Genomic DNA, 20551 nt, shown 5'->3' on the forward strand with positions numbered 1-20551 from the left:
AGTTAATGTGGCTTGATATTTTAGGTGAATAGCGACAATGTAAAACCCGAGGTAATTGCAGCAGCATAGGGAACCCCTCGTTGTTGAATATCGTGTTTGTTAATCAATAAACCTATTATCATTACCACACCGCCCATAATGGCGGTATAGATAATGAAATCTAGTGATTGTTCTGCGGTGAGTGCCAGCAGCAATGCAGTAATGAGTTTTACATCGCCACCACCGATAAGTTTAAAATGAAATATTATATAGCCCATTAGTAAGGAAAAAAGTGGAATGGTGATGTTAACCGTGCTGTTTGTTGTATACCCCAATGCTATGGAACTGAATATAATAGAAATGATAAATTTATTACTGATAATTCGATTACATATATCGCTATAACAAACGAACAGTAGCTGTAATGCTAGCAGTAGTATTAAGGATGATTTTATTATATCCATCATTTTTCCTAAAACAAAAACATGGCAACGATAAGTTGCCATGTGAAAATCCTGATAAATATTAGAATGACGGTGCGACGCTGTTACCCCTATTAGCCCCCTGGCGCTGATACTGCTGTTCTAGCACTAGCAACGGCCCCATTTACTAACTCGATTAGGGTTGGCCTTGCTAACGTAATAAATACGCCCGCTAATGCAATCACCATAACGTACTCAATAATAGAACCACGGGTATCTTTCAGAAATCCTCGGGTTTTAAGTAGAGTAGCAACACAACCTTTATTGATTAAATCCATCATGTTCGTTTTCCTGTTAAATGGTAGGGGAGTATTCCCCATTTTTAAGTTTTAAATGTAAAGAGTCACTGCTCTTTATTTAGCTACTATCCGACTTGATATAATCAGCCTTGCTGGTAGTGACACCTATTTAACGTTTTTTTTCGCTTGCTGGCCTTTTTATTACCATCATTTAATCTTTTTAAATCACCCTCATCTTATTATCACTATCAGAAGTGCGGTTTATCCCCACTAAATAAGATAATAATAATTAGCGTTGAGAGAAATGAGAGCCAGCAGAAAGAGAAAAAGGCCAACAGAGAAATAAGTTTCTTCCAACGGTAACTGTGTAAAAAACTTTGTTGTGTCGCGATAGGTGATATTACGCTAGCCCCTGGCTTGAATGGTTGGGTTACTGGCGCAAGCTGCTCCTTATTAGATGCAGCAGTGATAAGGGGGTCTGCGTGCATTTGTTGTTCAGCTTCATCATTGATGACAATCTGACTAACAGAACCGGTATAGCGGACACCTTTACGTGGGATGGTATGTATAAGTGATTCTTTCAGCCCGACCTGAAGAAATGCTTTTCGCAACATATAGATCTGCCCATAGTAGCTACTTTCACTTACAGCTCCGCGCTGTTCTTTCCATACCTGATTAATAATCTGCTCTTTTTCTGTTACACCACTAAGTAGCAGTTGTAAAAATCTAAGGTTATTTTCAGTTAATATTACCACCGAACCGTCAGGACCATTTAAGCAACGTTGCGTAGGGGAAAATAGCACCGTTCCTTCTAATTTAAACATAATCTCATTTGTCTCCATACTGATGGTTACCTATCCTATATAAGACGTTATGTGTTCTTTCAGTAATTTAAGATTATTAAGAGTGCCATGCTTTGTCTCTATTCTAATTCTCAATCTTCTTTAAAGGCTATTTGTGTGTATTTTTGCATTTGATAATTATTCTTAACAAGAAGTTAATTAATTTTGTTGTGGTGTTGTTTATTATGTTTCATTACATATTCTTACCTGAATTTCTCTTTTCCTTTTATTTAAAGAGTTAAATAAATTTAGTTTGCTATTATTCTTCTGTTTTTGCTTTTAGTCTTTCATTTTTATAATTTTACTCTATTAAATATAATATTTGTTTTTATTGGTGGCGAAAGTTAATAGACGATAATTTGGCAGGATAAATTTCTCTGGCAGGGCGATAACAACTGGGCTAACCGATATGAATTGATCGCAAGTGATAGTGTGTGGGGTGAAGAGTAAACTGTTAAAGTCTTAATCGCTAAACAGTGATAACTACAGTAGGTACCTTTATGACCATGGATTTATTTGATCAGTTGCCTCATGATCCCTGGATTGAAACGTTAGCGCCCGGTGCGGTTGTTTTACATCATTATGCACGGCAGCAGGCCGCATTATTATTTGCTGATGTTATTGCTATCACCACTGCCGCGCCTTTTCGCCATCTCATCACCCCCGGTGGTTACCGGATGTCGGTTGCCATGAGTAATTGTGGTCAGGTTGGTTGGGTGAGTGATATGCAAGGTTATCGCTATAGCCCGGTTGATCCTTTGACTGAGAAAAGCTGGCCTGCCATTCCTGCAAGTTTTATGACATTAGCTGTTGATGCCGCGCAACAAGCGGGTTTCTCTCAATTTGAGCCAGATGCCTGCCTGATAAATCGCTACGAGGCAGGGGCTAAATTATCATTACATCAGGATAAAGATGAGCTGGATCTGCGTCAGCCAATAGTTTCGGTATCGCTGGGGCTAGCTGCAGTATTTCAATTTGGTGGGCTGACGCGTGAGGCTAAATGCCAGAGAGTCTTATTAACGGAAGGGGATGTTGTGGTCTGGGGTGGGCCTTCCCGTTTGAACTATCACGGTGTACTGCCATTGAAAGCCGGTTTTTCCGCTACGACCGGCGCTTATCGAATTAACTTAACCTTCCGTCGCACTCGCTGATTTGAGAGGTTATAAGAAAGTGTGAGAATGCCCTCAATCTTATCTGGCAAGAGTAAGGGCGATGAGAGTTTTATTGCTGTTGACTATCTTTTTTATGCAGCAACATATACACCGCAGGAATAACCAGCATCGAAAGCAGTGGTGCACTCACCATCCCGCCAATCATCGGTGCGGCAATACGTTGCATGACCTCTGACCCTGCCCCGCCGCCCCACATAATGGGAAGCAAGCCGGCCATAATAGTGGCGACAGTCATGGCTTTTGGTCGCACCCGCAGCACCGCGCCTTCATGAATAGCTGCACTCATCTGGCTGGCCGTCATAGCAATGCCGGGTTGCTGATGTTTTTTCACCGCCTGATTGAGATACAGCACCATTATTACACCAAATTCAGCGGCCACACCGGCCAGGGCGATAAAGCCCACCGCGGCGGCAACGGAAAAGTTATACCCCAAGCCATACAGCAGCCACACCCCGCCAATCAGTGCGAAGGGAAGCGTCGCCATGATTAATGCGGCATCGCGGACACTGCTGAACGTGACATACAACAAGACAAAAATGATCATCAGGGTAACCGGTAACACAATTTTCAGTTTTGCTGTTGCCCGTTCCAGGTATTCAAACTGCCCAGACCAGCTAAGGGAGACGCCTTCCGGCAGTTCCACTTGTTGTGCCACCGCTTGCTGCATTTCAGTAACGGCTGATTTCAAATCTCGCCCGCGCAGATCAACATAGACCCAGTCAGATAAGCGCGCATTTTCACTTTTCAGCATCGGTGGGCCTTCTGTCACCTTGATATCGGCCAGTTCCGCCAGTGCGACTTGCCCGCCACCGGCAGTCACTACCGGCAAATCACGCAATTTTTGCAGTGAATCACGTATTTCCCGTGGGTAGCGCAGGTTGATTGGATAACGTTCACGCCCTTCAATGGTTTCACCGATGTTTTGCCCGCCAATCACGGTTGCCACCAGTGATTGCAGTTCTTTTACTGAAACGCCATAGCGAGCGGCCCGTTGACGGTCAATGTTGATATCCACATAGCGGCCACCTGCCAGTCGTTCCGAAAGGGCCGAAGTCACACCTGGTACTTTGCGCACCACTTGTTCGATTTGCTGTGCCACCTGCTCAATTTGGTGCACATTTTTGCCATTCACTTTGATCCCAACCGGGCTTTTGATGCCGGTAGAGAGCATATCCAGCCGATTGCGGATCGGAGGCACCCACAGATTGGCGATACCGGGCACCTTGACGGTGGCGTCCAGTTCTTCGATCAATTTGTCCATGGTCATGCCAGGCCGCCATTGATCCTTGGGTTTAAAACGAATGGTGGTTTCGATCATGGTCAGAGGGGCCGGATCTGTTGCCGTCTCTGCTCTCCCGGCTTTACCAAATACTGTCGCTACTTCCGGTATGGTTTTTATCAAACGATCGGTTTGTTGCAGTAAATGGCTGGCTTCGCGTACCGAAATCCCCGGCAGTGTAGAAGGCATATACAGTAAATCACCTTCATCCAACGCGGGCATAAACTCGCTCCCCAGACGGCTTAATGGATACAGGGTTGCCAGCAGTAATATACCCGCGATAGCCAATGTAGTTTTTGGTCGCGCCAGTACGGCGGTTAACACCGGATGATAAAGGGCGATTAGCCCACGGTTAATGGGGTTGGCATTCTCATCAGGGATTTTGCCGCGAATAAAATAGCCCATTAATACCGGTACTAACGTAATGGCTAACCCCGCCGAAACAGCCATGGCATAGGTTTTGGTAAAAGCCAGCGGAGAGAACATCCGCCCCTCTTGCGCCTGTAATGTAAATACCGGAATAAACGATAAGGTGATGATCAGTAAACTGCAAAACAGCGCCGGACCGACTTCAATGGCCGCCTGCTCTGAAATGCGCCAGTAATCCTGACTGACCGGTGTTTTCCCCGGGTTATCTCGCCGCCATTGCTCCAACACTTTGTGCATATTTTCGATCATCACGATCGCGGCATCCACCATAGCCCCGATGGCGATGGCTATCCCACCCAGCGACATAATATTGGCATTGACCCCCTGATAGTGCATGACGATAAACGCGCCAAGAATCCCCAGGGGCAGGGTGATGATAGCCACCAATGCTGAGCGGAAGTGGAACAAAAACAGTGAACAGATCACCGCCACCACTAAAAACTCTTCCAGCAATTTGAATGATAAGCTGTCGATGGCCTGAGTAATCAGGTGTGAGCGATCATATACCGGTACGATTTCTACCCCAGCCGGTAAGCTGCGCTGAATCTGTTGCAGCTTCTCCTTCACGCCGTTAATGGTTTCCAGTGCATTTTTGCCATAGCGCATCACAATGATGCCACCGGCAACTTCCCCTTCACCATTAAGCTCCGCCACGCCACGGCGCATTTCTGGCCCCATCCGCACGGTAGCGACATCGGACAGTAAAATGGGAATACCTGCACGAGCAGTGATCACGATATTCCTGAAATCATCCAGCGTTTTCAGGTAACCGCTGGCGCGCACCATATATTCTGCCGCCCCCATTTCCAGCACCGAGCCACCGCCTTCCTGATTACTATCAGTAATGGCGCTGGCAATTTGTTGATGGGATAGATTCAGCGCCCGCATCCGTTCCGGGTCGAGAACGACTTGATATTGGCGCACCATGCCCCCGACACTGGCCACTTCAGAGACATTGGGTACTGTTTTCAACTCAAATTTTAGTGTCCAATCCTGCAAGGCACGCAGATCGGCCAGACTGTGTTTGCCAGTTCTGTCGATTAAGGCATATTCATAGATCCAACCCACCCCCGTGGCATCCGGTCCCAACGAGGCTTTGGCTTCAGCCGGCAAGGTAGCCTGCACCTGACTGAGATACTCCAGCACCCGTGAACGTGCCCAATAAGGATCAGTGCCATCATCAAACAGCACATAGACATAGGCGTCGCCGAACATCGAGAAACCGCGTACGGTTTTAGCACCAGGTACTGATAACATGGTGGTTGTCAGTGGATAAGTCACCTGATCCTCGACCACTTGTGGTGCTTTACCAGGATAACTGACACGGATGATCACTTGGGTGTCTGACAAGTCTGGCAGCGCATCCAGCGGGGTTTGTTGCAGTGACCAAATTCCCCACGCGGCCATCATCACCGCGCCAAGCAGTACCAACAGCCGATTGCGCAGTGACCAGCGGATAATGGCGGCAATCATAGGTGGCTCCTGTGGGTATCGGTGCTGCTATTGCTTGTTACCGGCTGGATTTGGCGGATTTGTGCCCCTTGTTCATTGAGAGTGAAAGTGAAATTAACCTGACTACCAGCAACGATTTCCGGTGATAACGGCTCTGCCGGTAGTTGGAAGTCCATCGTCATCGCCCCCCATTTCAACGCCGCGATCGGGCCATGGGATAAGGTGATTGTTGAGCCGTTGATAGCGGTGACTGTTCCTTGCACCGAGTAGATATCAACAGGTGCTACGGCAGTGTTATTCGCTGTTGGCGTGGTATTCTCAGTTAAGGCGGGGGTATCCTCCATTTGTGGCAGAGCGCTTTGCAGACTGGCTTCTGAATCAATCAGGAATTGGCCTGAGGTCACCACCAACTGACCGGCGTTTAGCCCGGATTTTATCTCTGTCCAGCCGTCCTGAGTTTGCCCGGTACTGACATCCACCGGCTTAAAGTATCCATTAGCTTCAGCCAGCAGCACCCGGTTACTATTGCCTGACATCAGCAAGGCTTCTTGTGGAATAGCCAATACCGGTTTTAGATTATCTGCTGGCGCGGATTGTACATTCAGGTACATGCCCGGTTTCAGCTTTTGTTGCGGGTTTTCCAGGACGATGCGCGCTTTTAAGGTGCGGGTAGCGAGATCCATATTAGGTAATAGCTCGCTGACGGTGCCGTGGAAGGTTTCACCCGGCCAACTGGCGGTCGTGGCGGCAATCGTACTGCCGATAGTGACTAAACTGGCTTGTGATTGCGGATAGTCCACCACTATCCATACCGGATCAAGGCTGGCTAACTCAAACAGTGATTGTGTCGCAGTCACTTGTGAACCGGCCCGAATATCCAACTTACTCACATAACCCTCAGACGGAGATCGTAATGTGACCCGCGTTTGCGGCTGGCCGCTTTTTTCGACACTGCGAATCACCTCTTCTGGCATAAATTGCAGTTGTAGCCGTTGGCGAGCGGCGGCCGTTAATTGGCTATCACCCAAGGTGCGGATTGCCAGATACTCTTGTTGCGCGGCACTCCAATCGGGAACCCATAATTGCGCCAATGGCTGATTTTTACTGACCGGTTGTTGATTGGCGCGTACATACAATTGTTCAATAATGCCGTTAGCCCGCGCCGCGATAACCTGCACGCTGCGCTCATCGGTTGCCACTGTGCCGTAACCGGCAAGACGATAGTTGAGTGATCGCATTTCCACCGCGGCAGTGCGCACGCCTAAATTCTGCTGTTGGCGGGGGCTGATGCTAACGCCGCCCTGCGCTACGGCTTCATCGGCATAGCGCGGCACCAACTCCATATCCATAAATGGCGATTTGCCAGGTTGGTCGAAACGCTGGCTGGGGGACATAGGATCATACCAATACAGCACCTTACGGCTATTTTCTGCTGGTGTTTTTTCAACCACTATGGCTGCCGTGGTGGAGTGCTCTGAGGTGGGTTTAGCCAACAGATAACCGGCAACGCCACTGATCACGGCGACGGCCACCAGCGTCAAACTAGATAGCTTTTTCATCGCATGCTCTCCTGCGGGGTCAGATAACGGATGGCAGCCCAGGTACGGGCTAACTCTCTGGCGGCATTACTGGTATTGAGCTGGCTATCGAGCAGGGAGCGCCGTGCTTCCAGCACACTGCTTAAATCGCTTTTATTGGCCTGATACTGCGCCATAACCAATTTAACCCGTTGTTTTTGCAGTGGTATAACTTCATCAGTCTGACGCTGCCATAATTGCTGTGTGGCCTGATATTGCGCCAGCAGAGTATCGAGTTGCGCCCGGTGGTCGCGGGTGAGTAATGTAAGCTGGTCGTTGGCTTCCATTGAGCGCGACACATCGGCGGCATAGTCTTTATCCTGACGTTGTGAGCGGAATAGTGGCAAATCAACAGTGATCATGACGCCCGCCATATCGTCATACTCGTCAGCTCGTTTAGCGTAATAGACTTCGATCCCAACGTCCGGTGTGGCGGCAATGGCTGATTGTGCGGAGCGGGCTTTGGCAACGTCAGCTTCACGGCTGGCAAGCAATACTTCAGGGTGCTGTTGGATGGCATCACGCAACACGGTGATATCCGCCGGTAGGCGGGCGAAAGGAGGCAACGGGCCGCTGATATGCTTGACCTCTACACCGGTTAACTGCGTCAATTGGGTTTGTGCCAAGGCAACATCACGTTGTGCGGTGGTCAATCTATCCTGCATGGCAGATAACGTCAGGCGCGCATCCAATACACTGCTGGGTAATGCACCACCACTGGCAACACCGGCCCGTTGCAATGCGACCTGTTTTTCGCTTTCTTTTACCAGCACTTGCGCTGCGCCCACCGCCTGTTCGGTCAGGGCGAGATCAAGCCACGCCTGAGCCGTCTCTTTTTGCAGCCTGGTGCGGATAGTTTCACTGCCTGCTGCCGTTTTGCGCGCTTCAGCACTCAGGGTATCAGCCTTTCTTTGTCGCTTATCACTACTGATATAGTCCTGCATGATACCGACCCGCTGCATGGTCATGCCCTCGCGGGTGAAGCGGCGGGCATTACTGCCGCCGACGGGGAGGTTTTCAATACCAAACTTCAATTTTGGATCGGGCAGTTGCGTGGCTGAACTGGCCATATTTTCCAGTGCATTGACCTGATGCTGATTAGCTGACAGCTCAGCCGAGTAGCGTTCAGCGGAGCTCAGCGCCTGTTCCAGTGTGATATCTGCCGCGTAGCTCACCGCTGGCAGAGTGAAAAGTGCCGCCATTAACAGTGCGGTAAATCCGAATGGCAGCGCAGCCGTGGGGCGCACCTGCTGTGGGTGATTCAGTAAAGGGGTCATCATTATCCCGCCTTATGGCCGCTGTGCTGAAATGGCAGTTAGCTGATAACCTTGTTCGGTCTGGCGGAAACTGAATGTCACGGATGTACCTGCGGGTAATGGCTGTGCGGCCAGGCTCTCCGGCAGGTCAAATGTCATGGTCATCGGTGGCCAGTTCAATGCCGGAATGGCGCTATGAGCAATAGATACGCGGGTGGCATGCCAGGTTTTTATCTGGCCCTGGGAGTGATAGCTCTCTGCTGGCGCAGAATCCGCCATTATTGTATGACTATCATGAGACATCGGGCTATTTTCACTCATGGCCGGGCTGGCGGCGAACAGCGGAGAAGAAAACAGTAATACAGCAGATACAGCGCTAAATAAGATACGCATAGCAATAACTCCAAAACATAGAATAAGCACAACACACCACGATTAAGTGGCCTGAAGAAAACGGTTATTTATGTCTGGATCTATTCTCTAAAGCGGCAGAAAGCGATTTCAGTGGGGGGGCCGACAATGGGGGGGGTATGCCAGTCAACGCGCTGGACGCGTGGTGTTTGTTGCCTATCAGCCAATACTAGCTCCGTATTGGTGGGTAAGGCTGCCAGCACCAACATGCCGCTGTCAGACTGGACAGAGTCAGGGATGCAGTGTTTTTCACATAAGGAGTCTTGCGCCTGACCATGAGACATATCCATCATTGATGGCATGTCGTGCATTTGGTTTTCTGTTGCTAAAGGGTCAGGCTGTATATGCCCTTGATGCTGGGTAAATACCGGCGAGGCAGAAGGGGCAATATCACACTGATGGCTGGCGATGGCCAACTGTGCGTTGAGAATTAGCCAGCAGGCAACCAGCAGCATACCGCACATGCGCATTTTACTGGCGCGCATCCGGTGCATAAGCTGTGGTACTCCCCTAAATGCTGGCATGTTTAACCTGAATGTGTGGTGATATTAAATAATGCTGCCAGCGAGTATAGGACCATCTCCCTGTTTTTAGAATGGTTTTATCGGGTTGCACTGAGTGAAATGAAAGGTTACCAAAACGTTAGTATGCTGAATTTATTCTATTTATTTCGATATCTGAAGTCGCAATGGGGGTTGATTAGAAGAAATATTTACTTTTCTTTAAGTTATTATCCAACGCCCGCTGAGTTATTAGCCCACACCGCTATGCATCAATCGGCGTGGGCTGAATAAGCCTAAGCCTTACCAGGCATAACTGACAGTAGCGGTGGCAACACGGCCACTGCCATAGAAGCAAGCTGCCATCTGTGCACAACTGGCAACATATTCTTTGTTGAACACATTGTTGACGTTAACCTGCAAACTGATGCCTTTCATCGCTGGCAGAGCTTGTCCCAGTTCATAACGCATCATCCAGTCATACAATGTCACCGCCGGGACTTTAAAGCTGTTCTTGGCATCACCCCAACTGGTGCCGATATAGCGGACACCAACACCGGTGGATAAGCCATCGACTACTCCTTTATCAAAGGTATACATTCCCCACAGTGAGGCGGAATGGCTTGGTGTGCGGGCTGGCATTTTGCCTAATTCAGCCAGTGTTTTGGTTTCACGCACTTTCCCTTTGGTGTAGGTATAGGCAGCAATCAGGTTGATATTGTCGTTAATCTCACTGTTTAACTGCGTTTCGATCCCCTGAGATTGCACTTCACCAATTGGGACGTTGTAGGCCAGTGCCTGGTCGTATTGGCTGATATTTTTCTGGCGTAAATCGTACAATGCGGTCGTCAACAAGGTGCTGCTGCCCGGTATCTGGTATTTGAGGCCAAGCTCAACTTGACGCGCGGTAACCGGGTCCAATGCCCCAGTCCCCGGCGCGCCTTTGGCGGTGCTAGGTTCAAATGAAGTACTGTAACTGATATACGGCGAGATACCTGAATCAAAGGCATACAACACACCAGCACGGCCGGTAAAGGCATGGTCGTCTTGTTGATCCTGAGTGGCGGTTTTGCGGCTTAGCGTTTTTAACTGTGACCAGTCATAGCGCCCGGATAAGAGGAAATTCCACTTATCCAGTTCAATTTGATCTTGTAAATAGACCCCCACCTGATCGAGTTTGGTCAGATCACTGCTATTGAGTGACAAGTCACTCTCTTTAATATTCAGACCATAGACAGGTGATACCCAATCCAGATTGTATTTTGTCTGCACGGTGCCCATAAAGAACTGACTATCAATACGGCTACGTTTGTAATCCAGCCCAGTCAGCACCGTATGGTTTAACTGCCCGGTCCAGAAATCAGCTTGCAGTTGGTTATCAACGGCAAACTCAGCCATGGTCTGGCGCTCGATTTGCGGGCGGCGAGTCATGGTGCGGTTATCTGGCAGCAAATTCATAAAGACCAGATACTTGTAATCTTGCTTGTTATAGCTGTAGCGCAGGTTCTGGCGGAATTTAAAGGTGTCATTGATATAATGCTCAAGGGCATAACCGACAGAGGTCTGCTCGCGTTCAGACTGATCAAATGACGGGTCGCTAACGTTAAAATCGTAAGGTATATGGCCGTATGCAGTACCAAACACGGTTCCAGTGGCTGGCAAGAAGTTACGTGAACCGGCTTTGGGTTCTTTCTGATAACTGGTCAGTAAGGTAAAGGTGGTGTCTTCGTTCGGGATAAAGGTTAATGCCGGGGCGATAGCAAAACGCTCCTGTTTAAAGGTATTTACGGCATCATCTTGTGTTCTGCCAAGCCCGTTCAAACGATAGAGTACTTTACCTTCATCATCCAACACGCCACCGAAGTCGAATGCTGCTTCAGCCAGGCTATTATTGCCTGCACCCACCTGCACTTTATGAATACTTTCCGCTGTTGGGCGTTTACTGACCATATTGATCAGGCCGCCGGGGTTCACCTGGCCGTAAAGCACTGATGCTGGGCCGCGGATTACTTCAATTCGTTCCAGCAGCCAGGGGTCTATCTGGCCTCCACGGCGTGCACCACCTAATGAGTTGTAGCTTAAGCCATCGAGAAAACGCGGGGCATAGCCAAAACCACGAATGATCACTTCGTCATTCATATTCGAGCCGCCACGGTATTCCGGCACGACACCGGCGGTATAGCGCAGGGCCTGTGCCACAGAAGCCGCTCCTTGATCTTGCATTTGCTGGCGGGTAATAACTGAAACTGATTGTGGGGTGCGGATCAGTGGTGTGTCAGTTTTAGTCGCGGTGGCGCTGTTTTTAGCGACGAAACCATCATCTTGTTGGCCGCTGCCCGGTTTGGCGACAACCACTAATTTATCTTCTTTAGCCGCAGTGGCCGCTAATGCGTTGAGTGACGGTATCAGTATCAAGGTGGTGGTGAATAATAAGGTCTTTGCTGTGCAGCCTGCGCGAAATGGCAATGTTGTTGGTATCTTCTTGCCAGAAATATCAAACATGATTTATCCCTACCTGGAAGTACAATAATGGAAAGTATTTGAACCTCATACGTCAGGTTCTTGATGCCAACCGGGCTTTATTTGCCTCTATTTAGCTTGGTTGTTACAAAAAAACGTTATATTCCAATCCAATAACCGTCGCATAGCACATCGGCCATATCTAAATTACGATGATAGGCTGGCACACTGGAGAGAATGCTTACTATGTTATTGCAAATAATAATACTTCTCAATATTATTTGTATTTAGGTAATAACCTTATATATATTAAGTCTTATATCCATTTGTGATGGCGCACAGTCGCTGCGCTATCAATGAATAAAGACGTAATCATAAATAGACCGTGACCGGTGTGATGACATAAAGAGGGCAGCGTGTGAGAGTGGCGAGCGAATATCCAGAGAGTCAGCAGTTATTACAGGATCCTTCGGCGGGCAGTGAATCATGGTGGCAGCGCATCGCACAATGGGGAACGCCCCTGACTGAACCGGCAGCAGCTGGCAAAGTAAAGCTGACTTTCCTGTGGCGCGACCGACAAGGAAAGGCGCGTGATTCGGTATATAGCTGCGTGTATATCGATGTTAACGGCGTGACAGATCATCACAGTGTTAATCCTGAATCGCTCACTCGGCTGGGCCAGACGGATGTTTGGTATTGGCAGGCAGAGGTAGAGTCTGATTTTCGTGGCAGTTACAGCTTTATTCCCGTCTCAGCAGAGAAATGTTTGAATTTGCCGGCCGGTAATCCGCAAGAACAGCGTCAGGCACAGCGCGATTGGTGGATCTCATTGATGGATCTCGCTGAGAACGATCCGTTAAACCCGATCGCCGCGCATTGCAGTTATCGCGGAATGCCACTTTCTGCGGTTCATTTAGCCGATGCTTTGCCGCAAACGGCCTGGCAGCCAATCGATGCGGGTAAAATTCTGCCCGCCGAACCGCAACGTTTACAACTGATTAGTTGGCACAGCCAGTTATTGGGCAATAGTCGCAATGTGTGGATTTACTCAACGACAACCGGTGCTGAAGATAAAGCCGAACGCCCATTGGCTATCTTGCTGGATGGCCAATATTGGGCACTCAGGCAGCCGGTGTTTGGCATATTGGATAGTGAAACCGCCGCAGGGCATTTACCTGCTAGCGTCTATGTGTTGATCGACATCATTGACCAGACTCATCGTTCGCAAGAGCTGCCTTGTAATCAGGATTTCTGGCAGGCATTGCAAACAGAATTACTGCCGCAGATTGCATTGCAACAGGCTTTTACGGAACAAGCGTCTCGTACTGTAGTGGCCGGGCAGAGTTTTGGCGGGTTGGCATCGTTGTACGCTGGATTACATTGGCCACAGCGTTTTGGTTGTGTGTTGAGTCAGTCCGGTTCGTTCTGGTGGCCTGATGTTGATAATTTCAAGGCACTGACGGCGGGGACTGCTGAACGTCAGGGCTGGCTGACCGAGCAGGTGTATCAGGGATTGGGGGCGAGTCAGCCATTGAATATCTTTATGGAAGCAGGTCGCCGTGAAGATGTGATTTATCAGGTCAATCAAGCCATGAGTGCAGCGCTTCGTCAGGCAGGGCATCGGTTGCAGTATCGAGTCTATGCGGGTGGGCATGATGCTCTATGCTGGCGGGGGGGCTTGATTGATGGATTACGCTGTCTGTTAACCTGATCGACTGAGTTTTAACCGCCTTCGGCGAGCAGAGGGCAGACTCGCTCTCTGCTCGCTTGTGGATTAAATTTTAAATCGCCCCTTCGGTATCACCAATGGTGTATGTGAAACCGGATCATCAATGATCAAACACGGCATACCAAATACCTGCTCGACCAAATCTGCTGTGATCACCTCGCGCGGGTGACCTTGTGTAACTACCTGCCCGTCGCGCATGGCGATAATATGGGTAGCGTAACGACAGGCATGATTAAGATCATGCAGAACAGCAACCAAGGTATGGTTATGTTGCTGATTAAGGTTACTGAATAACTCCAATAAATCAATCTGATGGGCGATATCTAAATAGGTGGTGGGTTCATCCAGCAGCAGCAGCGGCGTCTGCTGTGCCAATACCATAGCTATCCATACTCGCTGGCGTTGCCCGCCAGATAATGCGTCCACTGATCGGTCAGCCAGTTCACTGACACCGGTGGCTTGCATAGCATTATTGACCGCCAGTTTATCGGCCTGTGTCCATTGCTGTAATAACTTCTGATGGGGATAACGGCCACGCGCCACCAAATCTAACACGCTGATACCGTCGGGTACTTGCGAACTTTGTGGCAACAAACCCAAATGACGTGCCACCTGCCGGGTATCAATGCTGGCGATATTCTTGCCGTCTAAAATTACCTGACCTGCTTGCGGTTTCAGCAAACGGCTCAGTGCGCGTAGCAGCGTTGATTTACCACAGGCATTGGGGCCGACAATCACCGTAAATTCACCATCAGGAATGGAGATGCTCAGGTTCTGGCTGATTATCTTACCGTCGTAGCCCAGTGTTAGGGCGTCGGCTTGTAAGCGGGAGGAAAAAACGCTGTGGTGTAGGGTGGCTGCAGGGGTAACAATACTCATGATCGCCCGGACTCCCGGATTAAAAGCCAAATAAGATACAGGCCGCCGATGCTGGTGGTAACCACGCCGACCGGCAATTGATTAGGTGGAAATAGGTGTTGGGCGCAGAGATCGGCGGCAACCAGTAATAAGGCGCCCATCAGTGCCGATGTGGTTAACGTCACTGAAGATGTGCCCGCCAGACGCCGTGCTATTTGTGGGGCGGCTAATGCAATAAAGGAGATAGGCCCGGCGGCGGCGGTGGCGGCGGCCATTAGAATGACGCCAATCGCCATCAGGCTCAGGCGAGTTTTCTCAACGGGAACCCCTAAGGCACCAGCGGCATCATCGCCCATTTCCAGCAGTGGCATGCGGCGGCTAAGCAGCATTGCGGCTATCGTCGCGGCAAAGATAAACATCAGTGATGGCAGGCCCTTAGCCCAGCTCAGACCATTCAATGACCCCGCCCCCCAAGCCGCGGCAGTCATCGCTGACTCCAGTGATGCCGTGATTGTCAGCCAGGTATTGAATGCAGTGAGCATCGCGCCAATGGCAATGCCGACAATAATTAGCCGAAAACCTTGAATCCCTTGTCGATATGCCAGCAGATACACCGCAATAGCTGCCAGTAAGCCGCCAACCAAGGCGCTGCTGGCAATCTCGAAATAGTTACCATTGAACAGCGTAATTGCCACTAACGCACCGGTATAGGCACCCATATTAAAGCCGATGATGTCAGGGCTGCCAAGTGGGTTACGTACTAATGACTGAAATATTGCGCCACTGATACCCAGTGCGGCACCAAAAATAAGCGCCATCACTGCGCGGGGTAAGCGCCATTGATTGACGATAATATCCACTGCACCGCGGGTTTGCCCGAACAAGGCATTAAGTACCTGTTGAGGCATTAATGCCAGAGTCCCCGCCATTAATGCCAGCAGTGCGCCCAACAAACAGGCCAGTAGCAGCAGGCTGCAAACAACTAAACTGCGTGGTCGGATGCGTAAATTTATCGCGCCATCGGGGCGACCAAATAGCCACGGCGAGGTGACAGACTTCATAGCGCGGTCATCCTTTTGTTACGTCGAACTAGCCAGATTAGCAAAGGCGCGCCAATAAATGCCGTTACGACGGAAACCCGTAACTCGCCCGGCACCAAGAAGCGGCCAATAATGTCAGATACCAGCAACAGGATAGGTGTCATCACTAATGTGAATGGGAGAATCCAACATTGATTCGGCCCAACAATCCAACGGGCGATATGGGGGACCATCAGGCCAACAAAGGCGATAGGGCCAACGGCTGCGGTAGCGGCACCGCACAACAAGGTGACGGCGATGACCGCCCAAAATTGGGTTTGGATAATTCTGGCCCCAATCGCGGCCGCCAGATCCTCTCCCATATGCATCGCATTGAGTGGCCGAGCCAGCAACAGGGAGATCACACCGCCGAGCAGGATTGCCGGAGTGACGGCCAATACCACTGACATACTGCGGATATCCAATGACCCTGCCTGCCAGAAGCGCACCCGATCAAAGACCAGTGGATGTGTCAGTGATATGCCAGAGGAAATCCCCATTAACACAGCGCCAATCGCGACACCGGAAAGTGTTAGGCGCAGGGGATTAACGCGCCCGCCGCCCTGAGCACCGACCCAATACACCACCAGTGTGGTTAACATCGCACCGATAAAAGCGGAAATAATATAGCCCTGGATGGCATTAACGCCGAAAAAAATGATCCCGACGGCGACGGCAAAACTGGCTCCGGCATTGACGCCAAGAATACCGGGGTCAGCCAGTGGGTTACGGGTTAGGGCTTGCATGACTGCACCCGATAGCCCCAGCGCTGCACCGGCGAGTACACCAATCAAGGTTCGCGGCAGACGTGATTCAACGATCAAAATGCTATCGGCGCTGTGCTCTGTGCCGAGCAAACTCTGCCAGACCACGGAGAAAGGGATGGCTTTGGCACCGAGCATCAGGCTGGCAGCCATGACCAATAGCAACACAACAATGCTGAACAGCAGCAACAGCCCGCGTCGGCGCGCTGTTGGTACCTCTGACGTCGACACCAGTGTCAGCGGTTTTATTGAATATTGATCTGGAGAATAATCAGCAGGCATTGTAACTCTTCTTTAACAAATGATTATTGTTATCGATTTGATTATCATTATTATTTGGGTGAGATATGTTAGCACGCATTATTGTTAGAATGCATCGCTGTGGTAACGCAGGGGGAAATTTAGCGTGCTCGGTCACATTCCTGAATGCGCTCAACGTCAGAAGCGGGACTTACCCAATCAATGAGCAGGTTTAAACATCCCTTCAATTCGGGCTAACAGATTACTCGCACTGTAATAATCCAAGCGGAAAGTGTCATAACCCACGGCATAAACACGGTTGTGCTCAATCGCTGGAATATGAGCTAAAAATTTATTACTTTTCAATGCATCAACTGACGGTTGATCACCGGAGAAGAGTAAAATAGTCTCACCGTTCAGACCTTCAGCCAGCTTCTCGCCACCTAACTGAATAATATCCTTACGATGTCCCATACTGGTGTTACCTTTCACGGCTTCAGGTATTTCAGCGAGCCTAAAGCCCAGCTCCTGCAACAATTTGCCCTGTGCCGAGTCTTCAGTCCACAAGTTCGCGGTGCTACCGGCGGCTTGATAGACAAAAGCCGACGTTGGCTGCGGTGGTAAGGTAATACTCTGTTTCACCTCATTGAGCCGGTTGGCAAATTTATCAATCACATCTTTCGCATCGGTTTCATGGCCAGTTGCCTGCCCCAATATCATTGCTAACTCTTGCCAGCTTTTATCATCGTAATTAATCACTAAGGTTGGCGCGATAGCAGATAACTGCTCATACAATTTCACTGCCGAATCCCCCCCGGTGGCAGAAATAATAATTAAGTCAGGGTTCATGCCGGCAACAGCTTCGGCGTTTGGCTCAGTCTGATATATCGGTACCAGTTTTTTTGCCTGTGCGACAGCCGACCATTGAGTAAAGAACCCTTGATGATCTGCGACGGTGGAGCTGGGCGCGGTCGCTCCACTGGCAATCACCGGCGCATTGATCGCCAATAAGGTGCCAGTGATGGTGATGCTGGTGGAAACAATCCGTGTAGGTTGCTGAGTTAATGTGACCGGGCCTTTAGCCGTTTCCACCGTCCGGGACCATGCTGGTGAGTTGTCGTCTGCCGCTGATGCGTTGTTCTCCTCCGCGGGTTTGCAGCCGGATAACCAAAATGTCAGACACAGCAAGCCCAGTAGGGCAGGCAGAGAACGGGATGTTTTACAGGCAGGCATATAGTGGGACATAACGGCGTTTTCTCTTTCTATTTAACGGTGCTAGGTCGTAATTTATCATGCCATAAAATGAATGGTAGTAATTATTATTCCTATTACTATTTGCAATGTGGTGAGTGAAAGGGAGGATTGGCGTGCTCATCTCCAAGACAGGAAACCTAGCGAAATATCGCACCAGTCAAACCATTTAGAGGACGATCAGTCGCATGCTGGCCATGACTCATTAGCATGGTTTAAGCCAATTCAGCCGGCCTCTGGGGGCTGCGGCTAGCGCGAATTAAGGTGTAATACCGGCCAGTGATCGTTGGCCGCTCTTCTTTTAGTATCACCGTCGCCGTGCTAAGCACATGCCTATATTGCAATGAATAAAATTGTTATTTCCCCAGCCTGGTTTCCTTGCTAAAAAAATACAGAATCAACCATAGCAAATAAATAGTTAAATTTTGCTGTATCGCGTGCCTGATGGTTTGATATGGATTTTTGTTATTATTTTATTTATCTCGCCCAATCGCATTTAATAAGATATTTAATTCTGCAATTGCAAAAACAGGTAATTCTCTATCTGTAAGTAAATTAATTGATTGGCTAACTATTCTAAGAGTTAATAGGTAATGGGGCGCTGTATTTATATTCAGAATAAATACATATAATGTGGAAACTACTGAACGTTGTTAATCAGTTTTCGATCAAGATTATCGAACGTTATTTACATTTTAATAGGTGAAATCAATCGGTTGTTTAATATTGATCGGTTATCTTGATCTTTTGTGTTGGTTTCATGCTATTTTGGTGATGAGTCCTGATAATTAACCTTTTTCCCTGCGGGGATTATCAGCGATAAACACCTTGAAATCTCAAGGAAATAAACTAAAAAAATAAGACACAGGGGTATTCCCGTGAATTTTCTAAAACATATCACCATCAGGATGGCGTTATTATCTATTCTTGTTATATTTTTGTTGCTTTGGGGAGGTGTCTCGACCTTTACATTATTTTCACTTAACCAATTGACGCATTCATTACATCTGAGTTCTAACCAACAAAAAAACATTAATATTATTAATCGGGGTAATGACCAATATTTTCGTGTGGTTACTCGTTTAAGTCGTGCCGCGGCATATCGTCAAAGCGGGGCAACTGCCGATGCTGATCGTGAATTGGCTTCAGCCGGTGTAGCACTAAAAAATACCCAAGAGAGTTTGGCGAAATTTAAACTGCAATCTCATGAGTCGATGGATCCATTACTGACAGATAAAACTATTCAAAGCTGGTCAACATTATTGAGTAATGGGATTGAACCGATGGCTAAAGCGGTGGCCGAGAATCGCTTCGAAGATTATAACAATTTGTTTAACAAAGATTATCCACCATTAAGCCGAGAGTTTGGCGCTACCGTCGAGAAGTACAATTCTGCGGTTGATACTGCAACAGAGGCTGCCAGTTTGCGGGTGGAGACATTAGTCGACTGGTGTCAACGGGCGCTTTTTGCTGCATTAATTGCCGGTGTTATCATTCTGTTCTTAACCGATCGCTATATCGTCAGTTATTTGGTGCGTCCGCTGGAGTCGATCAAGGTGCACTTTAAACGCTTAGCTGAAGGGCAGTTAGGCCGGCCAATGCCTGAGTTTGGCCGTAACTGCGTCGGGCAACTGATCCCTTACTTACGTGAAATGCAAAATAGTTTGGTGAATACGGTATCAACCATTCGCAACAGTACCGATGCGATTTATACCGGAGCCGGTGAAATTGCAGCAGGAAATGCGGATCTCTCTTCCCGTACCGAGCAACAAGCGGCGGCACTGGAAGAAACCGCGGCCAGTATGGAACAACTGAATGCAACGGTGAAACAGAACGCTGAAAACGCCCATCAAGCCAGTAAGTTGGCTGAGAATGCCTCTGCAACAGCGAAAAATGGCGGGCGGATTGTCAACGATGTCGTTGCCACTATGAGCAGTATTACGGAAAGCTCACGCCGTATTGCGGATATTATCGGTGTGATAAACAGTATCGCCTTCCAAACCAATATTCTGGCACTGAACGCAGCAGTTGAAGCGGCCCGGGCTGGTGAGCAGGGGCGCGGTTTTGCGGTAGTAGCAAGTGAAGTTCGTAATTTGGCCCAACGTAGTGCACAAGCGGCGAAAGAAATCGAAGGGTTGATCAGTGAATCGGTATCCCGAGTGAATATTGGCTCACAGCAAGTATCTGAAGCAGGGGAGACGATGAATAGCATCGTGCAGGCGGTGACCAATGTAACCGACATTATGGGCGAGATTGCCTCTGCTTCTGATGAGCAAAGCCGCGGTATTGGTCAAATTGGGCAAGCTGTCGCCGAGATGGACGGCGTCACACAACAAAATGCCTCCCTGGTACAAGAGTCTGCCGCTGCGGCTGCCTCGTTAGAAGAACAGGCACGGCAACTGACAGAAGCGGTCTCTGTTTTTAATTTATCAGATAATATGCAAGCCACTCATTCTTAGTTACGCTTTGATTCAATTTAATAAATAACAATTATTGTCGTAATAAATAGTAGAGAACAGCCACCGGATTGCGCTAAGAGTCAGCGCCGTCTG

16 protein-coding genes are annotated in these 20551 nt (G+C 48.9%); 3 read left to right on the top strand and 13 right to left on the bottom strand.

Annotation, left to right across the window (positions count from 1 at the left end; genetic code table 11):
* Positions 1 to 20: 20 nt before the first annotated feature.
* The 3 genes from A6J66_020080 to A6J66_020090 all read right to left on the bottom strand — a co-directional run bounded on the left by A6J66_020080 (position 21) and on the right by A6J66_020090 (position 1542).
* Positions 21 to 443 carry a tight adherance operon protein gene (locus tag A6J66_020080; protein ID PNM27091.1) on the bottom strand — a complete coding sequence of 141 codons (423 nt, stop codon included), beginning with the start codon at positions 441 to 443 and terminating at the stop codon, positions 21 to 23.
* A 92-nt stretch (positions 444 to 535) separates the two neighbouring features.
* A complete protein-coding gene (locus A6J66_020085) occupies positions 536 to 742 on the bottom strand; it encodes a pilus assembly protein (protein ID PNM26258.1) in 207 nt (68 codons plus the stop codon).
* A 206-nt stretch (positions 743 to 948) separates the two neighbouring features.
* Complete coding sequence (locus tag A6J66_020090; protein ID PNM26259.1) at positions 949 to 1542, bottom strand: hypothetical protein; 594 nt, start codon at positions 1540 to 1542, stop codon at positions 949 to 951.
* Between the two features lie 500 nt (positions 1543 to 2042).
* On the opposite strand from A6J66_020090, the gene A6J66_020095 reads away from it, so the two are divergent.
* Positions 2043 to 2693 carry a DNA oxidative demethylase AlkB gene (locus A6J66_020095; protein PNM26260.1) on the top strand — a complete coding sequence of 217 codons (651 nt, stop codon included), beginning with the start codon at positions 2043 to 2045 and terminating at the stop codon, positions 2691 to 2693.
* Between the two features lie 70 nt (positions 2694 to 2763).
* Here the strand turns inward: A6J66_020095 and A6J66_020100 are convergent, their stop codons facing one another.
* From A6J66_020100 to A6J66_020125, 6 genes are all read right to left on the bottom strand, one after another.
* Entirely contained in the window at positions 2764 to 5895 is a 3132-nt protein-coding gene (locus A6J66_020100; protein PNM26261.1) for an AcrB/AcrD/AcrF family protein, read from the bottom strand.
* Positions 5892 to 7433, bottom strand: a complete 1542-nt coding sequence (locus tag A6J66_020105; protein PNM26262.1) for an efflux RND transporter periplasmic adaptor subunit — start codon at positions 7431 to 7433, stop codon at positions 5892 to 5894. Before A6J66_020105 ends, A6J66_020100 begins: the two co-directional genes overlap by 4 nt.
* On the bottom strand, positions 7430 to 8728 hold the full coding sequence (locus tag A6J66_020110; protein PNM27092.1) for a TolC family protein: 1299 nt from the start codon (positions 8726 to 8728) through the stop codon (positions 7430 to 7432). The genes A6J66_020105 and A6J66_020110 overlap by 4 nt, the downstream gene beginning before the upstream one ends.
* 12 nt (positions 8729 to 8740) lie before the next feature.
* Complete coding sequence (locus A6J66_020115; protein ID PNM26263.1) at positions 8741 to 9100, bottom strand: hypothetical protein; 360 nt, start codon at positions 9098 to 9100, stop codon at positions 8741 to 8743.
* An 80-nt stretch (positions 9101 to 9180) separates the two neighbouring features.
* Positions 9181 to 9612, bottom strand: coding sequence for a hypothetical protein (locus A6J66_020120; GenBank protein ID PNM26264.1), 432 nt, complete (start codon positions 9610 to 9612; stop codon positions 9181 to 9183).
* A 309-nt stretch (positions 9613 to 9921) separates the two neighbouring features.
* On the bottom strand, positions 9922 to 12120 hold the full coding sequence (locus A6J66_020125) for a TonB-dependent siderophore receptor (protein ID PNM26265.1): 2199 nt from the start codon (positions 12118 to 12120) through the stop codon (positions 9922 to 9924).
* Between the two features lie 376 nt (positions 12121 to 12496).
* Between A6J66_020125 and A6J66_020130 the strand changes: the two genes are divergently transcribed.
* Positions 12497 to 13789 (top strand): enterochelin esterase, encoded by a 1293-nt coding sequence (locus A6J66_020130; GenBank protein PNM26266.1) that lies wholly within the window; start codon positions 12497 to 12499, stop codon positions 13787 to 13789.
* 63 nt (positions 13790 to 13852) lie between these two features.
* On the opposite strand, the gene fecE is transcribed toward A6J66_020130, so the two are convergent.
* The 4 genes from fecE to A6J66_020150 form a co-directional block, all read right to left on the bottom strand.
* Entirely contained in the window at positions 13853 to 14611 is a 759-nt protein-coding gene (gene fecE, locus A6J66_020135; protein PNM27093.1) for a Fe(3+)-dicitrate ABC transporter ATP-binding protein, read from the bottom strand.
* Positions 14612 to 14682: 71 nt separating this feature from the next.
* Positions 14683 to 15726, bottom strand: coding sequence for an iron ABC transporter permease (locus A6J66_020140; GenBank protein PNM26267.1), 1044 nt, complete (start codon positions 15724 to 15726; stop codon positions 14683 to 14685).
* The gene (locus tag A6J66_020145; protein PNM26268.1) at positions 15723 to 16790 is read right to left on the bottom strand and encodes a Fe(3+)-siderophore ABC transporter permease; all 1068 of its coding nucleotides are present in this window, start codon (positions 16788 to 16790) and stop codon (positions 15723 to 15725) included. The genes A6J66_020140 and A6J66_020145 overlap by 4 nt, the downstream gene beginning before the upstream one ends.
* A 177-nt stretch (positions 16791 to 16967) precedes the next feature.
* Entirely contained in the window at positions 16968 to 17993 is a 1026-nt protein-coding gene (locus tag A6J66_020150) for a Fe2+-enterobactin ABC transporter substrate-binding protein (protein ID PNM26269.1), read from the bottom strand.
* 884 nt (positions 17994 to 18877) lie between these two features.
* On the opposite strand from A6J66_020150, the gene A6J66_020155 reads away from it, so the two are divergent.
* Complete coding sequence (locus A6J66_020155) at positions 18878 to 20458, top strand: methyl-accepting chemotaxis protein (GenBank protein PNM26270.1); 1581 nt, start codon at positions 18878 to 18880, stop codon at positions 20456 to 20458.
* Positions 20459 to 20551: the final 93 nt, after the last annotated feature.

This window comes from Yersinia enterocolitica (assembly GCA_002082245.2).
In the GTDB taxonomy this organism is placed as follows: Bacteria; Pseudomonadota; Gammaproteobacteria; order Enterobacterales; family Enterobacteriaceae; genus Yersinia; species Yersinia enterocolitica_E.